A 15909-nucleotide genomic window follows, 5' to 3' on the forward strand; every position below is an offset into this window, starting at 1 on the left:
TTGATTGAGCACGCATCTGCCGGAGTCGCCTCGAGCACGGGGTAGAGATAGTGCCATCCGCCTCCTTAGTTCGCATCATGTGACGGCCTCGCCGATCACGGACAGAAGCATGGCCCTGCTCGTGGATTATGTCGTTGACGAAAACAGCCCGATCACAGAAGCGGCAGGTGATGGTCGAACTTGTTCACGACCACATGGGCGAGCGTCGCGAAGCTGGCCTTGCCGCGCGCGACCGCTTTTACCGGGGCGGACGCCTGGACGATCTTCTCGCAGGACCGGCAGGAATACTTGGGCCGCACGGTGCGGATGACGCGCCACTTCACCGGCGCCACGTCGAGCATCTCGTCGCTGTCCTCGCCCAGCGGGCGCAGGGCGCCGCCGCAATCGGGGCAGGCGCAGCTTCCCGCTTCCGGTTCGATCCGGCGCTCGCTGCGGTGAAGATGACCGGGGAACTGACGGATCGGTGTCGCGCGCTGGTTGCCGGTTGCCGATGCCGTTGCGGCAACATCAGCAACAGCGGCTTCGCCTTCCAGTTCCTCAAGCGCCAGTTCGAGTTGCTCGATCTGGCGGCTGAGCTTCTCCGACGACTGGCCGAATGTCATCCGCTTAAGCTGGGCGAGCTGAAAACGCAGCGTCTCGATCAGCGTATCGCGGGCCGCCAGAGCCGCTTCCAGCTCGGCGATCCGGGCATCCTTGTCGATGGGGGAGGAGGCTTGATCCGACACCGTGATCCTTTAGCGAATCGGGTGGTCCAATGCCAGAAAAACCAACGGAATCCGTGAGCTTTTATCCCGCCAGAAGAGGCACAGTCGTCCGCTCGGGCCGACGCCAGTCGATGCCTTCCAGAAGCATCGAAAGCTGCGCCGAGGTGAGACTGACCTTGCCTGTCTTCGTCACCGGCCACACGAAACGCCCACGATCCATACGCTTCGAAAACAGGCACATGCCCTGACCATCGTACCACAGCAGCTTGACCAGATCACCGCGCTTGCCCCGAAAGGCGAACAGCGCCCCGCAATGCGGGTTCTCGTGCAGCACTTGCTGCGCCAATACTGCCAGACCGTTAAAGCCCTTACGCATGTCGGTCACACCGCAGGCAAGATAAATGCGTGTCGAAGGAGGCAACGGGATCATTGAGACAGCACGCTGATCACCCGCGCCAGCGCATCGGCATCGACTGCAGTGTCCACCGTCAGCTTCACGCCCGAAGGCAGTTCGATCCCGATCTCGCCACCCGCTCGGGCGGGAGATGAAACAGCCGGAAGCAAGGGCTCCGATATCTCAACCTCGGCAAAAGCCGGCAATGCCGTCCGCCTCGTTCCCGTCAACTCACCAGACATCGCCAGGCGCCGCCAGGTGTAGAGTTGCCCGCTGCCGACTTCATGCCGTTCACAGGCCGACCGAACCGAGCCATCCGGTCCGAAGGCGTCCCGCAAAATCGCCAGCTTCTGCTCCACCGTCCAGCGCCGACGGCCCGACACGCGCCCTACGATCTCGACGCGACCAGTCATACGAGTGCTCATATGACCAGTCGTATGACTGCTCGTTCCGTCATCGTCGATATCGTCCATCGGCACCGCTCCACAAGAGAGCGGTAATCAGCCTATCCCAACGCCATCATGCAAGGCGGCCTTCACACCACGCTTACGGCGCAGCCAATACTCGGCACGCTCCTCATCGTCGATATGCATGCCGCTGGCACGAAGATGTTCGATCTGCTGCTGCCAAGTGAGCGCAGGCTTTGTAAAGGTGCGGGTCATTCTGGCCCGTTTGTGCAACGCATTGGCCAAAAATAAAAGACCCGCCCAGTGTGCATATCCTTGCGGACAGAGGCCGGGCGGGTGCGATCGACACCGACATATGCGCCGATTCCCAACAAATCAATAACCGAAGCTTCGGTTTATCGTTTTTTTGCCGAGACGGCCGATCGGGCCAGATCTTCAATTGACCGTCCGGTGACCTGCTATGCGTAGCACAAAATCCGAGCTTGCGCTCGGCTCCGTTTGAGACTCTAAGGTGACGGTCCGCCGCAAGTCGGTCACCTACGCCGCGTCAACGAGTAGGATAAGAACGACAGTGAGAGCAAACGTGCTCCCACTGCCCAAGCCGGAAACGCCAGTAGTCGGTAACCGACACTGACTTCGGCCAGTTGCATGCGATCCGCATATCAACCTCCAAGGGTCCGGGAAAAAGCCCGGGCTCCGGGTCGCCCCATTGCGCCCAAGTTTGCGGGCCGAGGAGCGATGAAGGAAGAAGACGGCGGACCGTCGCTGACAATATATTGTAGTTACCTGAGTTTCGCTACCCGAATGTATCTACATCATTCAGGTGGAGCGAGAAAAGTTCGAGTCCGAAGGGCTGCATCCCTTAAACTTAGCGCCCACCCACACTGGTTCATTGTTTGCAGGAACCGGCAGACGCAAGGCTATTGGCAGGGCTTAGGTCTTCCAGCGTTCGCAGCGAAGGTCGACTAGCGCTTCGTCCGGCGTTGCACAATCGTCTGCGCAAGAATGCGGCGGTTGATCTTACGCTTCCAGTTTAGCTGGGCCTGCGAGAGAATACGCTTTCGAACAGTCTGCAAGAGGAAGTGATACTCCTTCTCGTTGTACAGGTAGCCCATCCGATAAGCATGTTCGATCAAATCGATATTGGCATTTGCGGAGTCGTCCTGGGCAATGCGTTTCAAGCCGTCAAAAAGATTCCCCGTGTCGATCTGAATGAAACGGTTGATGCAGACATTGCCGACGTAGGTGGTGTTCCCGTTATGACGGTTGCGAATGTAACAATGTTCCTTGATCTCCTGACCGCAGGGGCAATTGTCCCACTCGTCGCTGATCTCAACGGCGACGAGCTCCCATTCTTGACGGGCGGCCTCGAAGATCTTTGCGACGGATAAAGGGAGGATGTGAGCTTTGAGGTGTTCGAAATTTGGCGATGTCATTGCGCTCCTACCCTCCCTAAAACCAGACCGTTGGCCGCGGCACTACTTGGCGGCAAGCCAGCGTACGAGGCGAGCGATGATTCCAGGTCGAGAAGCCGGTTCGATTGTCTGGGGCGATAATGGCGCTTGTGGCGCACTATTGTAATGCCGCTCCTTGCGGTCGCGATCGACGCGACGGCCAAGTTCGACCCGTTCACGCGACCACTTGTCCGCCCAACGTACGCGCCCGCCATCAAGGATGTAATGCGATTGGCAGGGGAAGCTCCAATTGCCGATGGATGGGCTGACCGAGACGGACTCCCCGTTAAACTTCATCGACCAGTCGCGCGGCGAGAACCGCGTGTAGACCTCGCTCCCGCAGCCACAGAAACAACGGTGTGCCGCCGTGCCGAACTCCATCGATACGTAGAGGATTCCTTCCTCCAGATTATCGGGAAACGCCTTGACGAATTTATGCGCATAGGTGGCACGGCTCATGTTTTGTCCTCGTTGATGATGACATTGCCGTTCAGCGCGAAGTTGGCGTGATGTTCATGCCCAAGATCGATATAGAAGCCAAAGTACTTCTTCCACCTGATGACGGCGAGCGCGGCATTCAGCGCGTTCAGATCGGCAATCTGGATGTTCTTGGCGTAGATATTGTCCTTGCCTCCGTCCTTGAAGGAAATCCGACGGTTATCGCGCACATGTTCGCGCTTGGCAGGCGTACTTGTGGTGACACGGACAAGGCCCGTCAGACCCTCGTCGATCAGTTCGATGCCCATACCGACATCGACGAACGGAACGCCATTCTGCTCGAGATATTCCACGAGCAGACGCTTAGGCGTGCCAGGGTCCATGCAGATGAAGGCGAAATCAAGAGCGCCAATCCGGTCAATCGTATCGGCGGCGATGGCGAAGTCATGCGGCTCAATGCCTCGGTGCATTCTGGAATAGATTCCTGCGAGGTAGTCAACCTTCTTGGGCAATTCGCGAAGTTCGTCTCCTGAGGGCGCGCCTGGCGCGCGAAAGGCGTTATGCTGCAGGAACGTATCGCCGTCGAAGATGGCAATTTGCCGCACAGGTGTCTTAGCCACAAGATCGAGGACATAGGAGCCGGTGCCGCCGACGCCGAAAATGCCGACGCGCGCCAGTTCCAGTTTGCGCATCACGTTGGTGATGCCCACCCGCCCCGAAGCGGTGTCGGGATAGTGAAACGGCGAGTGCGGATCTTCGCTCTCGACGAAGCGATGCGTTCGCGCCGACACATTCGGATCCAGGTCTTGTGCATGACGCTCGATCATCGCCACGTAGGTGGTCAACTTGTGGTGATAGTCGCGGTAACCCTCGCTAGGCTTCTTCGAAAAGGAGTGGTTGACGGTGAGGCCAGGCCCCAGTGTTTGATCACCGCTGGTGTGCCGCATATGCTCCAAAGGACTGCCAGCGCTATCGCACGGATATTCGCCCGCCCACATGGCAACGTGTTTTCCGGCTTCGATGGGCGAGACTGTGACATCCCCAGAGATATTGCTCATGTCCGAGACCAGCGTGCCGAGGCGAACCTCGCCCTTGCAGTTCACATAGGGCACGCCCGAAATTACCAAATGGTTGTGCAGGACGGCCAGCTCGTAGCCGTCCTGCACAATGCGGGCGAGGTCGGGATTACGACTTGTCAGTGGCAGTGACATCGAAAATCATGTCCTTCTTGATGTGCACCGTTCCATCGGGCTGGAGCGTGCCTTCCTTGTTTTGACCGGGGCCGTCGCGGTAGGCGATGGTGATCTCAATGTTCTCTCCGGTCGGCGGATTTTCGAACGCAAGGGCAACGATCTGGTCATAGGTGACTTCCTTGCCCTGAACCTCCTTCTCACGGGTGTTGACAATGATCGTGGTCGCGCCGTGCCCACCCTGCCCGTTGCCGGGATTGTCATTCTTGTTGGTATCCATCTTCGCAAACTCCGGGCTTTGATTAGAGGCGGGAAAAATACCTCTACTCCGAACAAACTCTCACGTTGCGATTCGGTAGTCAAGGGCATAAAATGCGCCTACACCGAACAAGGAGCAGGAGATGTCGTTTGCAGAACACCCTTGGAGAGAAAATTCGCAAGCTACGGAAAGATAAGGGCTATACCCTCGATAAGCTTGCCGAACTGACTGATTCCAGCAAGAGCTACATCTGGGAGCTAGAAAACAAGAACCCACCACGGCCTTCGGCCGAGAAGCTGGCCAGAATCGCCGAAAAACTCGAAACCACCATCGAGTTTCTGCTCGATGAGGGCGAAGGTGTCAGTGCGGAGGAAGCTGTCGATGCACAGTTTTACCGCCAGTACCGCAAGATGGATTCCTCGACCAAAGAAAAGATCAGGCGGATGGTTAAACTGTGGGGCGACGATGCATGACGGAGACCTTTTCGCCGCAACGCTGGGCGAACACGTTGACACTGTTGCTGAACAACGTCCACGGTGCTGCGGCGGAAAGATTCCCGGTGCAGGTGCCCGAGTTGGCGAAGGAATATTCACGCCATCGCTTTCCCGATGACCCGGTATCGTTAGTTGCAGGCGATAATCTGCCGACATTTGACGGGGCGCTCTACAAGGCACCCCCTGGCAAGAAGGGCTGGGGGATCATCTACAATAAGGCGATCGCGTCACCGGGCCGGATCAATTTCACCATTGCGCACGAGTTCGGACACTACCTCCTGCACCGCCTGCGCTTTCCCGACGGACTCGAGTGCGGTCAGCAGGACATGATGCGATGGGACAGCGAATACCGGCAGATCGAAGCACAGGCCAACGAGTTCGCCGCAAGCTTGTTGATGCCGCTTGACGATTTTCGTCGTCAGATCGAGGCCAAGGCCAAACCGACGCTGGATGACCTTGGCTGCTGCGCCGAGCGTTACGGCGTTTCGCTGGTCGCGGCCACGCTACGCTGGCTGCAATATACCGAGCGTCGGTCCGTCATGGTCGTGTCGCGTGACGGCTTTATCCTATGGGCTAGATCAAGCCCGACGGCCCTGCGCACCGGGGCCTATTTCAAGACGGTGGGACGGCCTCCCATTGCGGTACCCGCGCGGTCGCTCGCGGCACAATCGGACCTTCTGGAGAAAAGCCGCGGACAGATTCCGCACGAAAGCGACGTCTGGTTCGCCGAGCCCTGCGAGGAAATCGCCTTGGCCTCCGATCAGTACGACTTCACCATCTCGCTGCTGCATCTTGAGCGGGTGATCCGCACAAGCCGCTTTGACCAGGCGGAGGTTGAAGAGGACTCCTTCGATGCGATGACACGCCGCCTGACAGGCGGGAACTGAACAGAAGTCTTCTGCAGCTGCTCACTATATAAGGGACGGGAAAGGCAGCTTGCTATGGGCCCGCTCCCAAATCCGAAAATCCCCTAAAAGTTGAACGTCCAAGGCATTCGCATTGGTATGTCTCTGAAAACACCGCTTTGGCGGTCCTGAACGTGCCTACGGGCAAAGCCCGCCGCTTCGGCCTGACGGCCGGGAGGGAAGGGGGGGTGGGAAGAGAGTGATCGAACAAGGGGTTCGGTCGCAATCGATCCTACCAGGAGACAGTCCATGAACATCGGTGAAATCCGCAAGAACGCCAACGGCCAGCTGATCGGCTCTGTCGAAACGCTCACCATCACCCGCACCATCGGCCTGCGGCCGGTGACCTCCAGCAACCCCCGCGCGCCCCGCTACGAGATTGTCGCGCTCAACGACCAGCGCCGCTGGGTGATCGTCGGCGCGCTCTTCGAACTCTCCTCGAACTCGACTGGCGAGAGCTTCTACCAGGGCAAGATCGACGATCCGTCGATGGCGCAGCCGCTCTACATCGCCGCTTTCCCGCGCGAGGATGGCACCATGGCGATCGCCTGGCAGCGTCCGCGTCGCCGGAGCACCCAGCTCGGTTCGGCCGAATACGGCGAGAGCGACATGTTCCCGGCTGACGACGCCGGCGGCGATCGCAGCGCGGAACAGGCTGGCGCCGGGCGCAACGACGATGGCCTGGGCGAGAGCACCGCGACCCCGCCTGCCAAGCGCGGCCGGGTGGGTGCCAAGGACGGCGCCGAACACGATGGCGCGCTGCCGCCGCTCGTCGACGCCTGATCGGCTTGTACCAACTCCAACCGACGGGAACCCCGAGCGGGTCCCCGCAACCCGAGCAAAGGCCGCGGATGAGCCCCCCGCGCGGCCTGAGGCGGAACGCCGGCACTGCCCCCCGCCCGGCGTTCCGCCTCTTCATTTGCATGGGGACAACCGGAGAACCATAATGCTGACCGACAGTGAACGCTTCGCCTTCACCACTCGGCGCCATCACGCCTTTGCCAGCACCGGCAATGCCTATGACGCGGTCCAGTGCGACGAGGCCATCCGCACCGGCGACACGCTGGTCGTGCTCGCCGAAGACGTGATTGGCGTCGCCATGACCTGGCCGTTCGCGGTGACAAAGGCGCATGGGCATCTCCATGCCCTGTCCGCGCCGCGCGAGGGCGAGACGCTCGCGGATCTCGCCCGCACGCTCCGCGTCAGCGCGGCCGACTTCGAACACGCTGCCGAGATCGCCCGGCGTTTCGGATTTCCGCTCGACCCACAGATCGAGACGCTGCTGGCCCGCCCGGCGGGCTGAGCAGGCGCACTTCAGAGCGGCAGGGTCGACTGCTCAGGTGACGGCACACTCGCCGGCGCGTCGACCGCATCAGCGATAACGCGCGCGAGTTCGAGCGCGGCATCCTCGCGCAGGCAGGAGCTCGGGGCCGTGATCCCGACCCGCGCCCAGCCCGGGGCGTCCAGGATCGCATGGGCGACAGCAGACGTATCGATTCGTTCCATGCCATCAAAAGAACATAGAGAGAACATATTTGCAAGGTGGTTGGTGCCGCCGCGCGTCCCGATTGACAGGGCAAGGCGGTCCGCCGAGCATCAGCCCATGTGCAACTTGTACCGCATGACCAAGGCCCCAGCGGAAATCGCCCGTCTGTTCGGCGCGCGCAACAGCGCAGGCGCGAACTTCGCCGCCGAGGTTTACCCGGGCTACCCCGGCCTCGTCGTCGCCGAGGACGAGGCGCGGGTGATGACCTGGGGCTTCCCGCTCGCTTTGAAAGGCAAGCACGGTCAGCCGCTGAAGCCCAAGCCCGTCAACAACGCGCGCGAGGACAAGCTCGGCACTGCATTCTGGCGCCCAAGCTTCGAGCGACGGCGCTGCCTGATCCCCGTCACCGCCTGGGCCGAGGCCGAGGGCCTCAAGGGCCAGATGACCCGGACCTGGTACTCGCTGGCGGGCGAGGAGGTCTTTGCAGTCGCCGGGCTGTGGCGCCCGACCGAGGAGTGGGGCGCGGCCTATTCGATGGTGATGGTAGATGGCTGCCCGCAGATGGCCGACGTACACGACCGCATGCCCGTCGTCCTCGCACGAGAAAGCTGGGAGCAGTGGCTCGCGGGCACGCCCGCCGAAGCCTTCGCGCTATGCCAGACCTGTCCCGATGAACTCGCCATCGACCGTACAGCCGCGCGCTGGGGGGCAGGGAGGTCCGCGGCGACGTCAGGCTGAGGGGAGGGGGGCTTCGCCGGTCGGATCAGACCCAAGCGAAAGGACCCGGCCATGGGCGACCGAGCCCCCGTCCACATCACCATCGGCGGCGCACTGCCGCGCGAACATCTCGAAACTTTTGCCGCGCACGCGGCCGACTATGACCTGCGCACCGAATGGGACGGCGAACCCTTCGATCCCGCGGCGCTCTCGGACGGCGAGCCGCTCGAGCTTTACGGCACCGAGCTCAATGGCGGGCAGATCCCCGAGATCGACGCCTTCTGCGCCGAGCATGGCCTGCCGTTCCGCCGCTGGTCGGGTGGCTGCCTCGGCGCCTACCTCCCCGAAATCGTCCTGTTCGATGGGCAAGGCCCGATGCGCGACTACACGGCGAGCGAAGACGAGTACGTCCTCTTCCCCCCGTCATGGATCAACAGCTTCACCCGGCTGCGCGATCTCAAGCGCGAGATTGCCCGCGCCGAGGTGACCATCCCAGCCTTCGTGATCACTGGAGGGTCGAGCGATGACTGCGACTGATGCCGCCCTTTTGGCCCCCTCGCGTGAGGCAGTGCTCGCCAGCTTTCCGCTCTCGCGGGTGACCGAAGCCTTCTTCCACGAAATGCTCGGCGTCCTGCCGCCAGCCCACATCACCGGAGTGCCGGGCTTTTTCGTCACTGAGGCGGTGAGCGAAGACATCCACGCCCAGTTCGCCCACGCGGGCGGCCGTTTCTACGGCGGCTACGTCGGGCTGAGGGATCGCGCGGGCCTCATTACCCATGCGCGCATCGCGGCCTTCGATGCCGCCCATCCGGACGCGGTGGAACTCGCCTGGTATCCGGATGGCCCAGAGGAGGCCGCGCGATGAGCCGGCACCGCATCCTCGAACTCGGGGCTGGTCCGGCCGATGAGCCCTGCGCGCAGCTTGGGCAATGCGCGGACTTTGCCGAGGCCAACACGCTCGAACTGCTCGCCTACAAGGCTGCGATCATCGCCCTCAACGGCGAGCCGCCCCTGCCGCTCGGCTTCGCCCTTGTCGCCAATGCCCATGATTTCGGGACATACCGGACCTTGTGGCTGGTATCGGCGGACCTGCCCTTGCCCGAAGACGCACTGGCCTGGCTCGACAACCTTGTGGAGCCCGCCACCTGGATCGCGGCGGGATTTCCGCAGCCGGTGACCTACGAGGGCTGGCGTGCGGTGATGCGCCCATTCCGCGACGTGGTCGCCGCCGCGCTCCAGATCACCCGGGCGAACGCCGACGGCAGCTTCTTCCCCGCTGAGAACGCGGTGCTCCACCGCAACCTGCTCGCCGCCTACGGTCCTGCCACGGTCGCTGCCGTCGATACCGGGTAAGGGGAGGGGGCTGGAGCTGGGCGTTCCTTTGAGGAGTTCAAGCCCATGCCTCGCTTCTATGCCGGGATCGGCGCGCGCGCGACGCCGCCCGAAGTCCTCAGCCTGATGACCCGCGCGGCCTTCGCGCTCACCAAGCGCGGTTATGTCCTGCGCTCGGGCCACGCGATCGGCGCCGACAGTGCGTTCGAACGCGGGGCCGGCCGCGATGCGCAGATCTTCCTGCCGGCGGCGGGCTGGCGCGGATCGGCAAGCGAGTTCCATCCCGATACGCTCGGCGACGAGCTGTGGGGCAGGGCGCGTACCATCGCCGCCGCGCATCATCCCACATTTCCCAGGCTCTCGGCTTTCGTCCAGGCGCTCCACATCAGAAACGTGTTCCAGGTGCTGGGCTGCTCGCTCGATAGCCCTGCGGAATTCGTGCTGTGCTGGACCGCCGACGGCGAGGCCTCAGGCGGCACCGGCCAGGCGCTGCGCATTGCCGCCAGCCACGGCGTCCCCGTCTTCAACCTCCAGAGGCCGCGCGAGCGCTCGCACGTCGAGCGCCACCTCGTCCTCTGACCCGTTCAATTCCGCGCCTGTCCGCCGTTCTAGCCCTTGCCTTGGCATCGGGACGCGTCGGCGCGCGGCAACACGAAAGTCCCAGCCATGTCCTCGATCACGCTCACCCTCGAACTTGCCTGCACCCGCGAGGAAGCCGCGCGCTTTGCCGCGGTGGAGCTGTTCCTCGCCGAGACGTCCGACGATGCTGAGGCCGAGCCCCCGGCCGAACTCGACGCGGTCTTCGGCGCTCGCCCACGCGAGACGATCCTCGGCCTTGCCGGGCACCCGCAGCCGCTCGGGATCACCTGCCGTTACGACCGCGAGCGTGGCGTGATGACGCTCGCTGCGTCAGGCGGCAAACCGAACCTCGCCGCGCTGCCGGTGCTGCTGCTCTGGCTCTACCCCGACAAGCTGCCCATCGCCTACTCGGTCCACGTGACCGATCGGCCCGAACTCGCGGTCTGGACCATCGTCGGCCTCAATCGCATCGAGATCACCCAGCACGAGGGCGAGGTCGCGACGCGGCTCGAGGCCTTGCGGGCAGTCGGTGACACGCCCCGGCGTCTCGACCTGCTGCCGACCAAACCGCTGCCCCGATCGGACGGCTGAGCCCGCTCAGGCGGCCTGCTGCGCGTCCCAGCTGCGCCGCGGTGGCCGGCTGACGCGGGCCGGGAGCGGCTCGCCTTCCTTCCACAGCAGGTGCGCGACGCCTTGCCCGGCGAGCAGTGCTTCCAGAGGCTCCGCCACCTCGTTGTCGCGGTCGTGGATGTGGATGGCGCTGGCTTCCTCGCCGGTGTCCTTCAGCACCAGGCTGGCGATCGGCGTGTCGGTGTCGAGATTGACGCGCAGGCCCTTCACGAACCGCCGCTTCTCCGCGACCGCCTTGCCGACAAGGTAGCGCTCGTCGCTGGTCTCATAAGGCAGCCATTCTCCCGTTACCGGCATCAGCGCGACCTCGATGAGGTCGAATGTGCCTTCGCGGCGCCGCGCGAACGAGCCGGCGAGAACCAGATGGCCGCTTTTGCCTCTCGGGCCATCCTGCGCCTGCCATAGCGCGAGTTCGCCCGCGAACCGCTTGTGGAACCGCCGCGCCATGTCCTGATCCATCACGAAGGGCATGTCGCCGACATGGCGCAGGACAATTCTTTCCGCGCCGTGCGCGGGAATGATCTCCTTGATCTCGCCCACCACGACCATCATTTCATCGCGCGAGGCATAGACCCGGGCAAGCGCCGCGCGGCGGCGCGCCCGGATCTCCTCTTTTTCCTCGATCTTGAAGCTCTCGGGCACGAACAGCACGTGGGGCAGGGCTTCCTGCTTGGCCCGGCAACTTGCCGCCGCCTCGAGCAGCGCGCGGCGCACCACGAACCATGTCCGCTTGCCCGCCATCTTTGGGTGCCAGTGGGTGAGCTCCGCCCGGTCCCACAGGACATGCAGCAGCCCGCGCATCGAGAGCTTCTGACCCGACGATTTCACCGTCGGCTTGTCGTTCGTCAGCGCCGCAGGCGCGAGCCGGGCGGCGCCGCGCGAGAGCGGGAAACCGAGCTTGAGGCTGGTCTCACCGCTTGCCTCATCGTCGAGTACGGCGCTCCCGCGGACCTGACCCATGCCGGTGAGGTAATCGGGCGCCTCGTAGTGATCGCAGGCCGTCGCATGGCGCGCGCCCGAGCATGGCCAGCGCGCGAGCACGTAGCCATTCTGGCGGTGCGAGATGTAGAGGGGGAGTTCGGTTCCCTTGCGGCATTCGCACAGGACCTGGGTCTTTTGCGCGTAGGCTTTGGCAAGCAGCTGCTGAAGTTCATCGCCTTCGGCCACGCTGCGGCCGAGCACACGGTATCGCTGGACCATTGGGATATCTCCAATTTCTCGCGATCGACGCTGCCCGTTCGACCTCTCGCGCATCTCCTTCGTCTGACGCGGCCCCGGATGGGCGCGCTGGACTCAGTCTATGCTGGCCTCGCCGGTGCGGCAAGCCCGCCGAGCGGACGAATTGAGCCTGTCGCCGTGCAACCGTGGAGGCCGCCCGCGGTTTACTGGCGTGGCGGCATATGCCGCGCTACCGGTCCTGTGATGGATGACCTCTTCGCTTCGCAGCCCATCGCAGGCGCCACGCTGGTGCGCAGCGACATCGAGCGCCTGATCGGCAAGGTGCCCCGCACACTCGTCGACTGCGACCTCGAGGAGGCCGACCTCTCCGGGCTCGACCTCACCCGCTGGCGCTTCGAACGCTGCAACCTGCGGCGCAGCGATCTTGCAGGAGCAAAGCTGGAAGGTACGGTCTGGCAAGGCTGCCGTGGACCATTTGCCAATTTTTCGGGCGCGAACCTCAGCGAGGCCGAGTTCATCGGCGGCGACTGGAACAATTGCGCGATGCGCCGCGCGAGCCTGACCTCGACCCGGTTCACCGGCTCCAAGCTCACCGGCGCCGATTTCACCGAGGCGCGCGCCATGCACATCCACTTCGAGGAAGTGCTGCTGGTCTCGGCAAAGCTGCCTGGCTTTTCGTTTCGCAAGGAAAGCCTGCGCCGGGTCGATCTATCCGGTGCCGATCTGCGCAAGGGCGATTTCCGCATGACCGTGTTCGAGGACTGCTCGCTGCGCGAGGCGATGGTAGCGGGATCGCGCTTCGAGGGCTCTGACCTGCGCGGCGCTGACCTCGGCGGGCTGCGCCTCGTCGATGCCGGGCTGTTCGCGGGGCGACGATTTCGCGCGAGCAGGCCGGGCAATTGCTCGGCGAACTTGGGCTCAACGTCCGATAGCCGCACGGCGGGACCGTTTGCCTCAGTCCGCGGCGCGCTCGTCCTGGTCCAGGAGTTCGCTTACGCCTTCGGCAAGGCCGAGGCACAGCGCGGCTTCCTCGCGCGTGAGCACGATCTCTTCAGCATCGAACACGGCAAGCTTCGTGCGCAGCACCTGCGCCACCGCGTGCGCCACCTGCAGGGCGCTTGGCATCATCTGGGGGTCAGTCATGGGCCGGGAACCTTTCCCTTCGGCGGCTCTGCCTACGGCAGCGGGGCCGGACAGGTCGCGTTGGAGCGCATTCATACCGGTTTTGCCGGGATGTGGCGAGGTGGAGAGGGGAAAGAGGCACCCCGGCGCCCGCGCCCCGCGCGGGCTGGGGGCAACCCGCTCTACTCGCTAGGGCGCGCGTCGGTGCTGTCGCACCGCCGCCCACCCAAGCTCGCCGGCATGGATGCCGGCCCTTCGGGTCACGATCGGGGCCAGTGGGTAGATGCGGCAAGGCTGGTTGGCGCGGGCGGGCGAGGGCGCTAGGTTCCAGCCCATGCCGATTATTCTTGCTGCCGCCGCCCTTTGCATGTCGCCTTCGGTTCACGACGGCGACACGATCCGCTGCGGCCGCGAGCGGGTCCGCATCGCCAATATCGATGCACCCGAGTTGCCCGATAGTCCCAAGTGCCAGGACCGGAGGCGGTCCTACGCCTGGTGTGACTTTGCCGCAGGCGAAGCCTCGCGGGTTGCCCTGACGCGGCTGCTGTCGCACGGACGGGTCATGATCACGCGGCTTGGCACCGACCCCTATGGGCGGACGCTCGCCACGGTCTCGGTGAACGGCGTGGACGCCGGCGACTATCTGGTCGCGCAAGGCCTCGCGAGGCCCTGGCGCTGAGGGTCCATATCGAAAGTGGCGAGCCTTGCCCGCCTGCGGGCGCCAGCTTGCGCATCTGACCAAGGCCTTGCCGTGGCGCATGGCGATGGACGGGGAGGGGCTAGGCGCAGCCTCGTGTGACCCCACGCGCCTCTGACCGGCATGGAGCGGCGGCCGAGGAAGGCAATGCCCGCTGCCGCGGGCGCTGGCGGGTAGGAGCAGGCCCTGTCGAAATGGCCGAGGCTCACGGGTCTGACCTTTGCGGGATCCGCCGGGCCTGACCTGACGAAACCGCCCTTCGTTTGCCGATGAACCCTGCAGGGCCAGTCCCTGGCCGCAACCCAAAAGCAGCGGACCGTGAAGCCCTTCAGGCTTGCCGCACCACTCCTCGCTTTTGGGTTTCCCTCACATGAGTTCGGTGCGGGCCCGGGCCTTTGGCCCTGCCTGTGGTGTTCATCGGCGGGCGGTTCCGCCGAGTTCAAGCCACGGAGATACCCCATGAAGAACCTCGTCATCCTGATCGGTCGCATCGCCGCCGCTCCCGAAACCCGCCACGCCGGTGAAACCGCGATCACTTCGTTCACCCTCGTCACCGATCGCCCCAAGCTGGTCGACGGCAAGACGGTCAAGAACGAGGCCGGCTACACCGAGACCCTCGCCGAATTCCACCGCGTCACCGCTTTCAACGGCCTCGGCACCTCGGTCGCCAAGCACAAGAAGAAGGGCGACCTGGTCGAGGTGCAGGGCCGCCTCCACTACTCGAAGTGGACCGACCGCGAGGGCGTCGAACGCTACGCGGTCGAGATCGTCGCCGAGGAAGTTCTCTTCCTCTGACACCGAGCCCGGGAGGCGGCGCTGCCGCCTCCCACTGGGCCAAGGCCAGCCCCCCATCACTCATGTAGTCGCTGCGACGGGCGAAACACCGGTTGCGAAAAAGGCAACGCGCGGCGTCTATTTCGCACTTGCAGCATGGAGGGTGCCGACCCATATGGGGGGTGCCTTTCAGGCATCCTCTCCCAAAACTTTCCAAGGGGCCGGCTCTCGCTGGCCCCATTTTTTTGCCTGCCGGGTCTGCGCATGTGCCCCTCCGGGCATGGCATGTGTGACACTTTGCCCTCGGGCAGAGTGTCATGTTGCATCGCCCGCATGGGGCCTGCGGAGGGCGGGTTCATCGATCATGCCTGCACGATCTCCAATGCGGTGGCGGATAGAAGGCAGCGCACGTGGCAGCGCAAGCCAGATGGCGCCTCCGGGCGAAGTGTCACGGGCGACAAACGTCAGCGCGGGGCACAAAGGGGATTCACAGGATTCACCTTTTGTGCTCAATACTGATCGATGGAACGAGCCCAAGAAATCACTGGCGTCGGTGGGATCTACGCGGTCCTGGTCGAAGCCTCGAACCGCCCCCGCTACGCGTTTCTTGTCCTCCAGCTGGTCGCTGAGATTGCCGACGGGCGAGGGCAAGCCGGACCTTTCGTGGCGCTAGGCGGTGTGCCGGTGCTTCTGCGCGAATGGCTCTGCTCCCAGCTCTTGCCGATGAGCGAACAGCCCGCACGGCGGGCGGCGCTGCGCGCGCGCGTGGCCGCTGCGCTGAAGGACGAACTGACCGGTGACGCTGCTCGTGATGCGGTGCGCATCGCCGCGGCGGTCGAGGAGCAGGTCCAGGCCGTCGGCCGAGCCAATGTCAGCCGCGCAATCTCCGATCTCGTGCGCGCCGGGCTGATGACCCGGCACTATGCGGGCTACGCCACCAACCACAAGAACCGCGGCGGCGGGCGCCACGCGGTCTATGTGATCAAGCCGGGCGTCCTTGCGCTGCTGCGCAAACCCGCGCCGCTGCGGCGACACGGCCCGGGTCCTGCCAATTTCCAGGGCGAACTATTCGCGGCCTGAACCTTCGCACTTCGAGCATCTGGTCAGGCCTGGCGCACCCCGGCGATGCTCCTATGGCGTGGTGGCGA

Annotated in this window: 23 protein-coding genes and 2 pseudogenes; 14 read left to right on the forward strand and 11 right to left on the reverse strand. The window is 63.9% G+C overall.

Going from position 1 to position 15909, the window contains the following annotated elements:
* Nucleotides 1-158: 158 nt before the first annotated feature.
* The 8 genes and pseudogenes from AB433_RS18425 to AB433_RS18455 all read right to left on the reverse strand — a co-directional run.
* A pseudogene (locus AB433_RS18425) lies at nucleotides 159-725 on the reverse strand (transposase domain-containing protein); the annotation flags it as partial.
* A gap of 61 nt (nucleotides 726-786) precedes the next feature.
* The gene (gene tnpB / locus AB433_RS18430; RefSeq protein ID WP_007015837.1) at nucleotides 787-1134 is read right to left on the reverse strand and encodes an IS66 family insertion sequence element accessory protein TnpB; all 348 of its coding nucleotides are present in this window, start codon (nucleotides 1132-1134) and stop codon (nucleotides 787-789) included.
* A complete protein-coding gene (tnpA, locus tag AB433_RS18435; protein ID WP_223308190.1) occupies nucleotides 1131-1571 on the reverse strand; it encodes an IS66-like element accessory protein TnpA in 441 nt (146 codons plus the stop codon). The genes tnpB and tnpA overlap by 4 nt, the downstream gene beginning before the upstream one ends.
* Nucleotides 1572-1598: 27 nt before the next feature.
* The gene (locus AB433_RS20725) at nucleotides 1599-1760 is read right to left on the reverse strand and encodes a hypothetical protein (protein ID WP_156170931.1); all 162 of its coding nucleotides are present in this window, start codon (nucleotides 1758-1760) and stop codon (nucleotides 1599-1601) included.
* 710 nt (nucleotides 1761-2470) lie between these two features.
* Entirely contained in the window at nucleotides 2471-2941 is a 471-nt protein-coding gene (locus AB433_RS18440) for a hypothetical protein (protein WP_037486477.1), read from the reverse strand.
* Between the two features lie 42 nt (nucleotides 2942-2983).
* Entirely contained in the window at nucleotides 2984-3418 is a 435-nt protein-coding gene (locus AB433_RS18445; protein WP_037486475.1) for a ubiquitination-like system serine protease family protein, read from the reverse strand.
* Complete coding sequence (locus tag AB433_RS18450; protein WP_037486473.1) at nucleotides 3415-4608, reverse strand: ThiF family adenylyltransferase; 1194 nt, start codon at nucleotides 4606-4608, stop codon at nucleotides 3415-3417. The genes AB433_RS18445 and AB433_RS18450 overlap by 4 nt, the downstream gene beginning before the upstream one ends.
* Entirely contained in the window at nucleotides 4583-4867 is a 285-nt protein-coding gene (locus AB433_RS18455) for a multiubiquitin domain-containing protein (protein ID WP_037486472.1), read from the reverse strand. The genes AB433_RS18450 and AB433_RS18455 overlap by 26 nt, the downstream gene beginning before the upstream one ends.
* Before the next feature lie 128 nt (nucleotides 4868-4995).
* On the opposite strand from AB433_RS18455, the gene AB433_RS18460 reads away from it, so the two are divergent.
* From AB433_RS18460 to AB433_RS18475, 4 genes are all read left to right on the forward strand, one after another.
* A complete protein-coding gene (locus AB433_RS18460; protein ID WP_037486471.1) occupies nucleotides 4996-5319 on the forward strand; it encodes a helix-turn-helix domain-containing protein in 324 nt (107 codons plus the stop codon).
* Nucleotides 5316-6227, forward strand: a complete 912-nt coding sequence (locus tag AB433_RS18465) for an ImmA/IrrE family metallo-endopeptidase (RefSeq protein WP_037486469.1) — start codon at nucleotides 5316-5318, stop codon at nucleotides 6225-6227. Before AB433_RS18460 ends, AB433_RS18465 begins: the two co-directional genes overlap by 4 nt.
* 267 nt (nucleotides 6228-6494) lie before the next feature.
* On the forward strand, nucleotides 6495-7028 hold the full coding sequence (locus AB433_RS18470; RefSeq protein ID WP_037486466.1) for a DUF736 domain-containing protein: 534 nt from the start codon (nucleotides 6495-6497) through the stop codon (nucleotides 7026-7028).
* A gap of 163 nt (nucleotides 7029-7191) precedes the next feature.
* Nucleotides 7192-7548 carry a hypothetical protein gene (locus tag AB433_RS18475; protein ID WP_037486464.1) on the forward strand — a complete coding sequence of 119 codons (357 nt, stop codon included), beginning with the start codon at nucleotides 7192-7194 and terminating at the stop codon, nucleotides 7546-7548.
* A gap of 11 nt (nucleotides 7549-7559) precedes the next feature.
* On the opposite strand, the gene AB433_RS18480 is transcribed toward AB433_RS18475, so the two are convergent.
* On the reverse strand, nucleotides 7560-7751 hold the full coding sequence (locus tag AB433_RS18480) for a DUF6771 family protein (RefSeq protein ID WP_037486461.1): 192 nt from the start codon (nucleotides 7749-7751) through the stop codon (nucleotides 7560-7562).
* A gap of 97 nt (nucleotides 7752-7848) precedes the next feature.
* Here AB433_RS18480 and AB433_RS18485 point away from each other — a divergent pair, with 97 nt between their 5' ends.
* From AB433_RS18485 to AB433_RS18510, 6 genes are all read left to right on the forward strand, one after another.
* On the forward strand, nucleotides 7849-8469 hold the full coding sequence (locus tag AB433_RS18485) for an SOS response-associated peptidase (protein WP_037486460.1): 621 nt from the start codon (nucleotides 7849-7851) through the stop codon (nucleotides 8467-8469).
* A 51-nt stretch (nucleotides 8470-8520) separates the two neighbouring features.
* Complete coding sequence (locus AB433_RS18490) at nucleotides 8521-8985, forward strand: hypothetical protein (protein ID WP_037486459.1); 465 nt, start codon at nucleotides 8521-8523, stop codon at nucleotides 8983-8985.
* Nucleotides 8972-9313: a hypothetical protein gene (locus AB433_RS18495; RefSeq protein WP_037486457.1), complete on the forward strand. Its 342-nt coding sequence runs from the start codon at nucleotides 8972-8974 to the stop codon at nucleotides 9311-9313. The genes AB433_RS18490 and AB433_RS18495 overlap by 14 nt, the downstream gene beginning before the upstream one ends.
* On the forward strand, nucleotides 9310-9801 hold the full coding sequence (locus tag AB433_RS18500) for a hypothetical protein (protein WP_037486456.1): 492 nt from the start codon (nucleotides 9310-9312) through the stop codon (nucleotides 9799-9801). Before AB433_RS18495 ends, AB433_RS18500 begins: the two co-directional genes overlap by 4 nt.
* Nucleotides 9802-9846: 45 nt before the next feature.
* The gene (locus tag AB433_RS18505; RefSeq protein ID WP_037486455.1) at nucleotides 9847-10359 is read left to right on the forward strand and encodes a hypothetical protein; all 513 of its coding nucleotides are present in this window, start codon (nucleotides 9847-9849) and stop codon (nucleotides 10357-10359) included.
* 87 nt (nucleotides 10360-10446) lie between these two features.
* Nucleotides 10447-10950: a hypothetical protein gene (locus AB433_RS18510; RefSeq protein WP_037486454.1), complete on the forward strand. Its 504-nt coding sequence runs from the start codon at nucleotides 10447-10449 to the stop codon at nucleotides 10948-10950.
* 6 nt (nucleotides 10951-10956) lie between these two features.
* Here AB433_RS18510 and AB433_RS18515 read toward each other — a convergent pair whose 3' ends face one another.
* Nucleotides 10957-12189 (reverse strand): DUF1173 domain-containing protein, encoded by a 1233-nt coding sequence (locus tag AB433_RS18515; RefSeq protein WP_037486452.1) that lies wholly within the window; start codon nucleotides 12187-12189, stop codon nucleotides 10957-10959.
* 222 nt (nucleotides 12190-12411) lie between these two features.
* On the opposite strand from AB433_RS18515, the pseudogene AB433_RS18520 reads away from it, so the two are divergent.
* Nucleotides 12412-13100, forward strand: a pseudogene (locus AB433_RS18520) (pentapeptide repeat-containing protein).
* Between the two features lie 22 nt (nucleotides 13101-13122).
* On the opposite strand, the gene AB433_RS18525 reads toward AB433_RS18520, so the two are convergent.
* On the reverse strand, nucleotides 13123-13311 hold the full coding sequence (locus tag AB433_RS18525) for a hypothetical protein (protein ID WP_150113442.1): 189 nt from the start codon (nucleotides 13309-13311) through the stop codon (nucleotides 13123-13125).
* Between the two features lie 313 nt (nucleotides 13312-13624).
* Here AB433_RS18525 and AB433_RS18530 point away from each other — a divergent pair, with 313 nt between their 5' ends.
* The 3 genes from AB433_RS18530 (at nucleotide 13625) to AB433_RS18540 (ending at nucleotide 15841) form a co-directional block, all read left to right on the forward strand.
* On the forward strand, nucleotides 13625-13969 hold the full coding sequence (locus AB433_RS18530; protein ID WP_037486492.1) for a thermonuclease family protein: 345 nt from the start codon (nucleotides 13625-13627) through the stop codon (nucleotides 13967-13969).
* A gap of 477 nt (nucleotides 13970-14446) precedes the next feature.
* Nucleotides 14447-14782, forward strand: coding sequence for a single-stranded DNA-binding protein (locus tag AB433_RS18535; RefSeq protein WP_006949404.1), 336 nt, complete (start codon nucleotides 14447-14449; stop codon nucleotides 14780-14782).
* Nucleotides 14783-15283: 501 nt separating this feature from the next.
* A complete protein-coding gene (locus tag AB433_RS18540) occupies nucleotides 15284-15841 on the forward strand; it encodes a hypothetical protein (RefSeq protein WP_037486448.1) in 558 nt (185 codons plus the stop codon).
* The last annotated feature ends 68 nt before the right edge of the window (nucleotides 15842-15909 follow it).

The organism is Croceicoccus naphthovorans, assembly GCF_001028705.1.
GTDB lineage: Bacteria > Pseudomonadota > Alphaproteobacteria > Sphingomonadales > Sphingomonadaceae > Croceicoccus > Croceicoccus naphthovorans.

Coding starts and splice junctions, on each gene's coding strand:
- AB433_RS18490 (WP_037486459.1), top strand. CDS start 8,521: ATGGGCGACCGAGCCCCCGTCCACATCACCATCGGCGGCGCACTGCCG.
- AB433_RS18540 (WP_037486448.1), top strand. CDS start 15,284: ATGGAACGAGCCCAAGAAATCACTGGCGTCGGTGGGATCTACGCGGTC.
- AB433_RS18530 (WP_037486492.1), top strand. CDS start 13,625: ATGCCGATTATTCTTGCTGCCGCCGCCCTTTGCATGTCGCCTTCGGTT.
- AB433_RS18535 (WP_006949404.1), top strand. CDS start 14,447: ATGAAGAACCTCGTCATCCTGATCGGTCGCATCGCCGCCGCTCCCGAA.
- AB433_RS18440 (WP_037486477.1), bottom strand. CDS start 2,941: ATGACATCGCCAAATTTCGAACACCTCAAAGCTCACATCCTCCCTTTA.
- AB433_RS18475 (WP_037486464.1), top strand. CDS start 7,192: ATGCTGACCGACAGTGAACGCTTCGCCTTCACCACTCGGCGCCATCAC.
- AB433_RS18455 (WP_037486472.1), bottom strand. CDS start 4,867: ATGGATACCAACAAGAATGACAATCCCGGCAACGGGCAGGGTGGGCAC.
- AB433_RS18495 (WP_037486457.1), top strand. CDS start 8,972: ATGACTGCGACTGATGCCGCCCTTTTGGCCCCCTCGCGTGAGGCAGTG.
- AB433_RS18480 (WP_037486461.1), bottom strand. CDS start 7,751: ATGGAACGAATCGATACGTCTGCTGTCGCCCATGCGATCCTGGACGCC.
- AB433_RS18470 (WP_037486466.1), top strand. CDS start 6,495: ATGAACATCGGTGAAATCCGCAAGAACGCCAACGGCCAGCTGATCGGC.
- AB433_RS20725 (WP_156170931.1), bottom strand. CDS start 1,760: ATGACCCGCACCTTTACAAAGCCTGCGCTCACTTGGCAGCAGCAGATC.
- AB433_RS18500 (WP_037486456.1), top strand. CDS start 9,310: ATGAGCCGGCACCGCATCCTCGAACTCGGGGCTGGTCCGGCCGATGAG.
- AB433_RS18515 (WP_037486452.1), bottom strand. CDS start 12,189: ATGGTCCAGCGATACCGTGTGCTCGGCCGCAGCGTGGCCGAAGGCGAT.
- tnpB (WP_007015837.1), bottom strand. CDS start 1,134: ATGATCCCGTTGCCTCCTTCGACACGCATTTATCTTGCCTGCGGTGTG.
- tnpA (WP_223308190.1), bottom strand. CDS start 1,571: ATGGACGATATCGACGATGACGGAACGAGCAGTCATACGACTGGTCAT.
- AB433_RS18510 (WP_037486454.1), top strand. CDS start 10,447: ATGTCCTCGATCACGCTCACCCTCGAACTTGCCTGCACCCGCGAGGAA.
- AB433_RS18465 (WP_037486469.1), top strand. CDS start 5,316: ATGACGGAGACCTTTTCGCCGCAACGCTGGGCGAACACGTTGACACTG.
- AB433_RS18450 (WP_037486473.1), bottom strand. CDS start 4,608: ATGTCACTGCCACTGACAAGTCGTAATCCCGACCTCGCCCGCATTGTG.
- AB433_RS18505 (WP_037486455.1), top strand. CDS start 9,847: ATGCCTCGCTTCTATGCCGGGATCGGCGCGCGCGCGACGCCGCCCGAA.
- AB433_RS18485 (WP_037486460.1), top strand. CDS start 7,849: ATGTGCAACTTGTACCGCATGACCAAGGCCCCAGCGGAAATCGCCCGT.
- AB433_RS18525 (WP_150113442.1), bottom strand. CDS start 13,311: ATGACTGACCCCCAGATGATGCCAAGCGCCCTGCAGGTGGCGCACGCG.
- AB433_RS18445 (WP_037486475.1), bottom strand. CDS start 3,418: ATGAGCCGTGCCACCTATGCGCATAAATTCGTCAAGGCGTTTCCCGAT.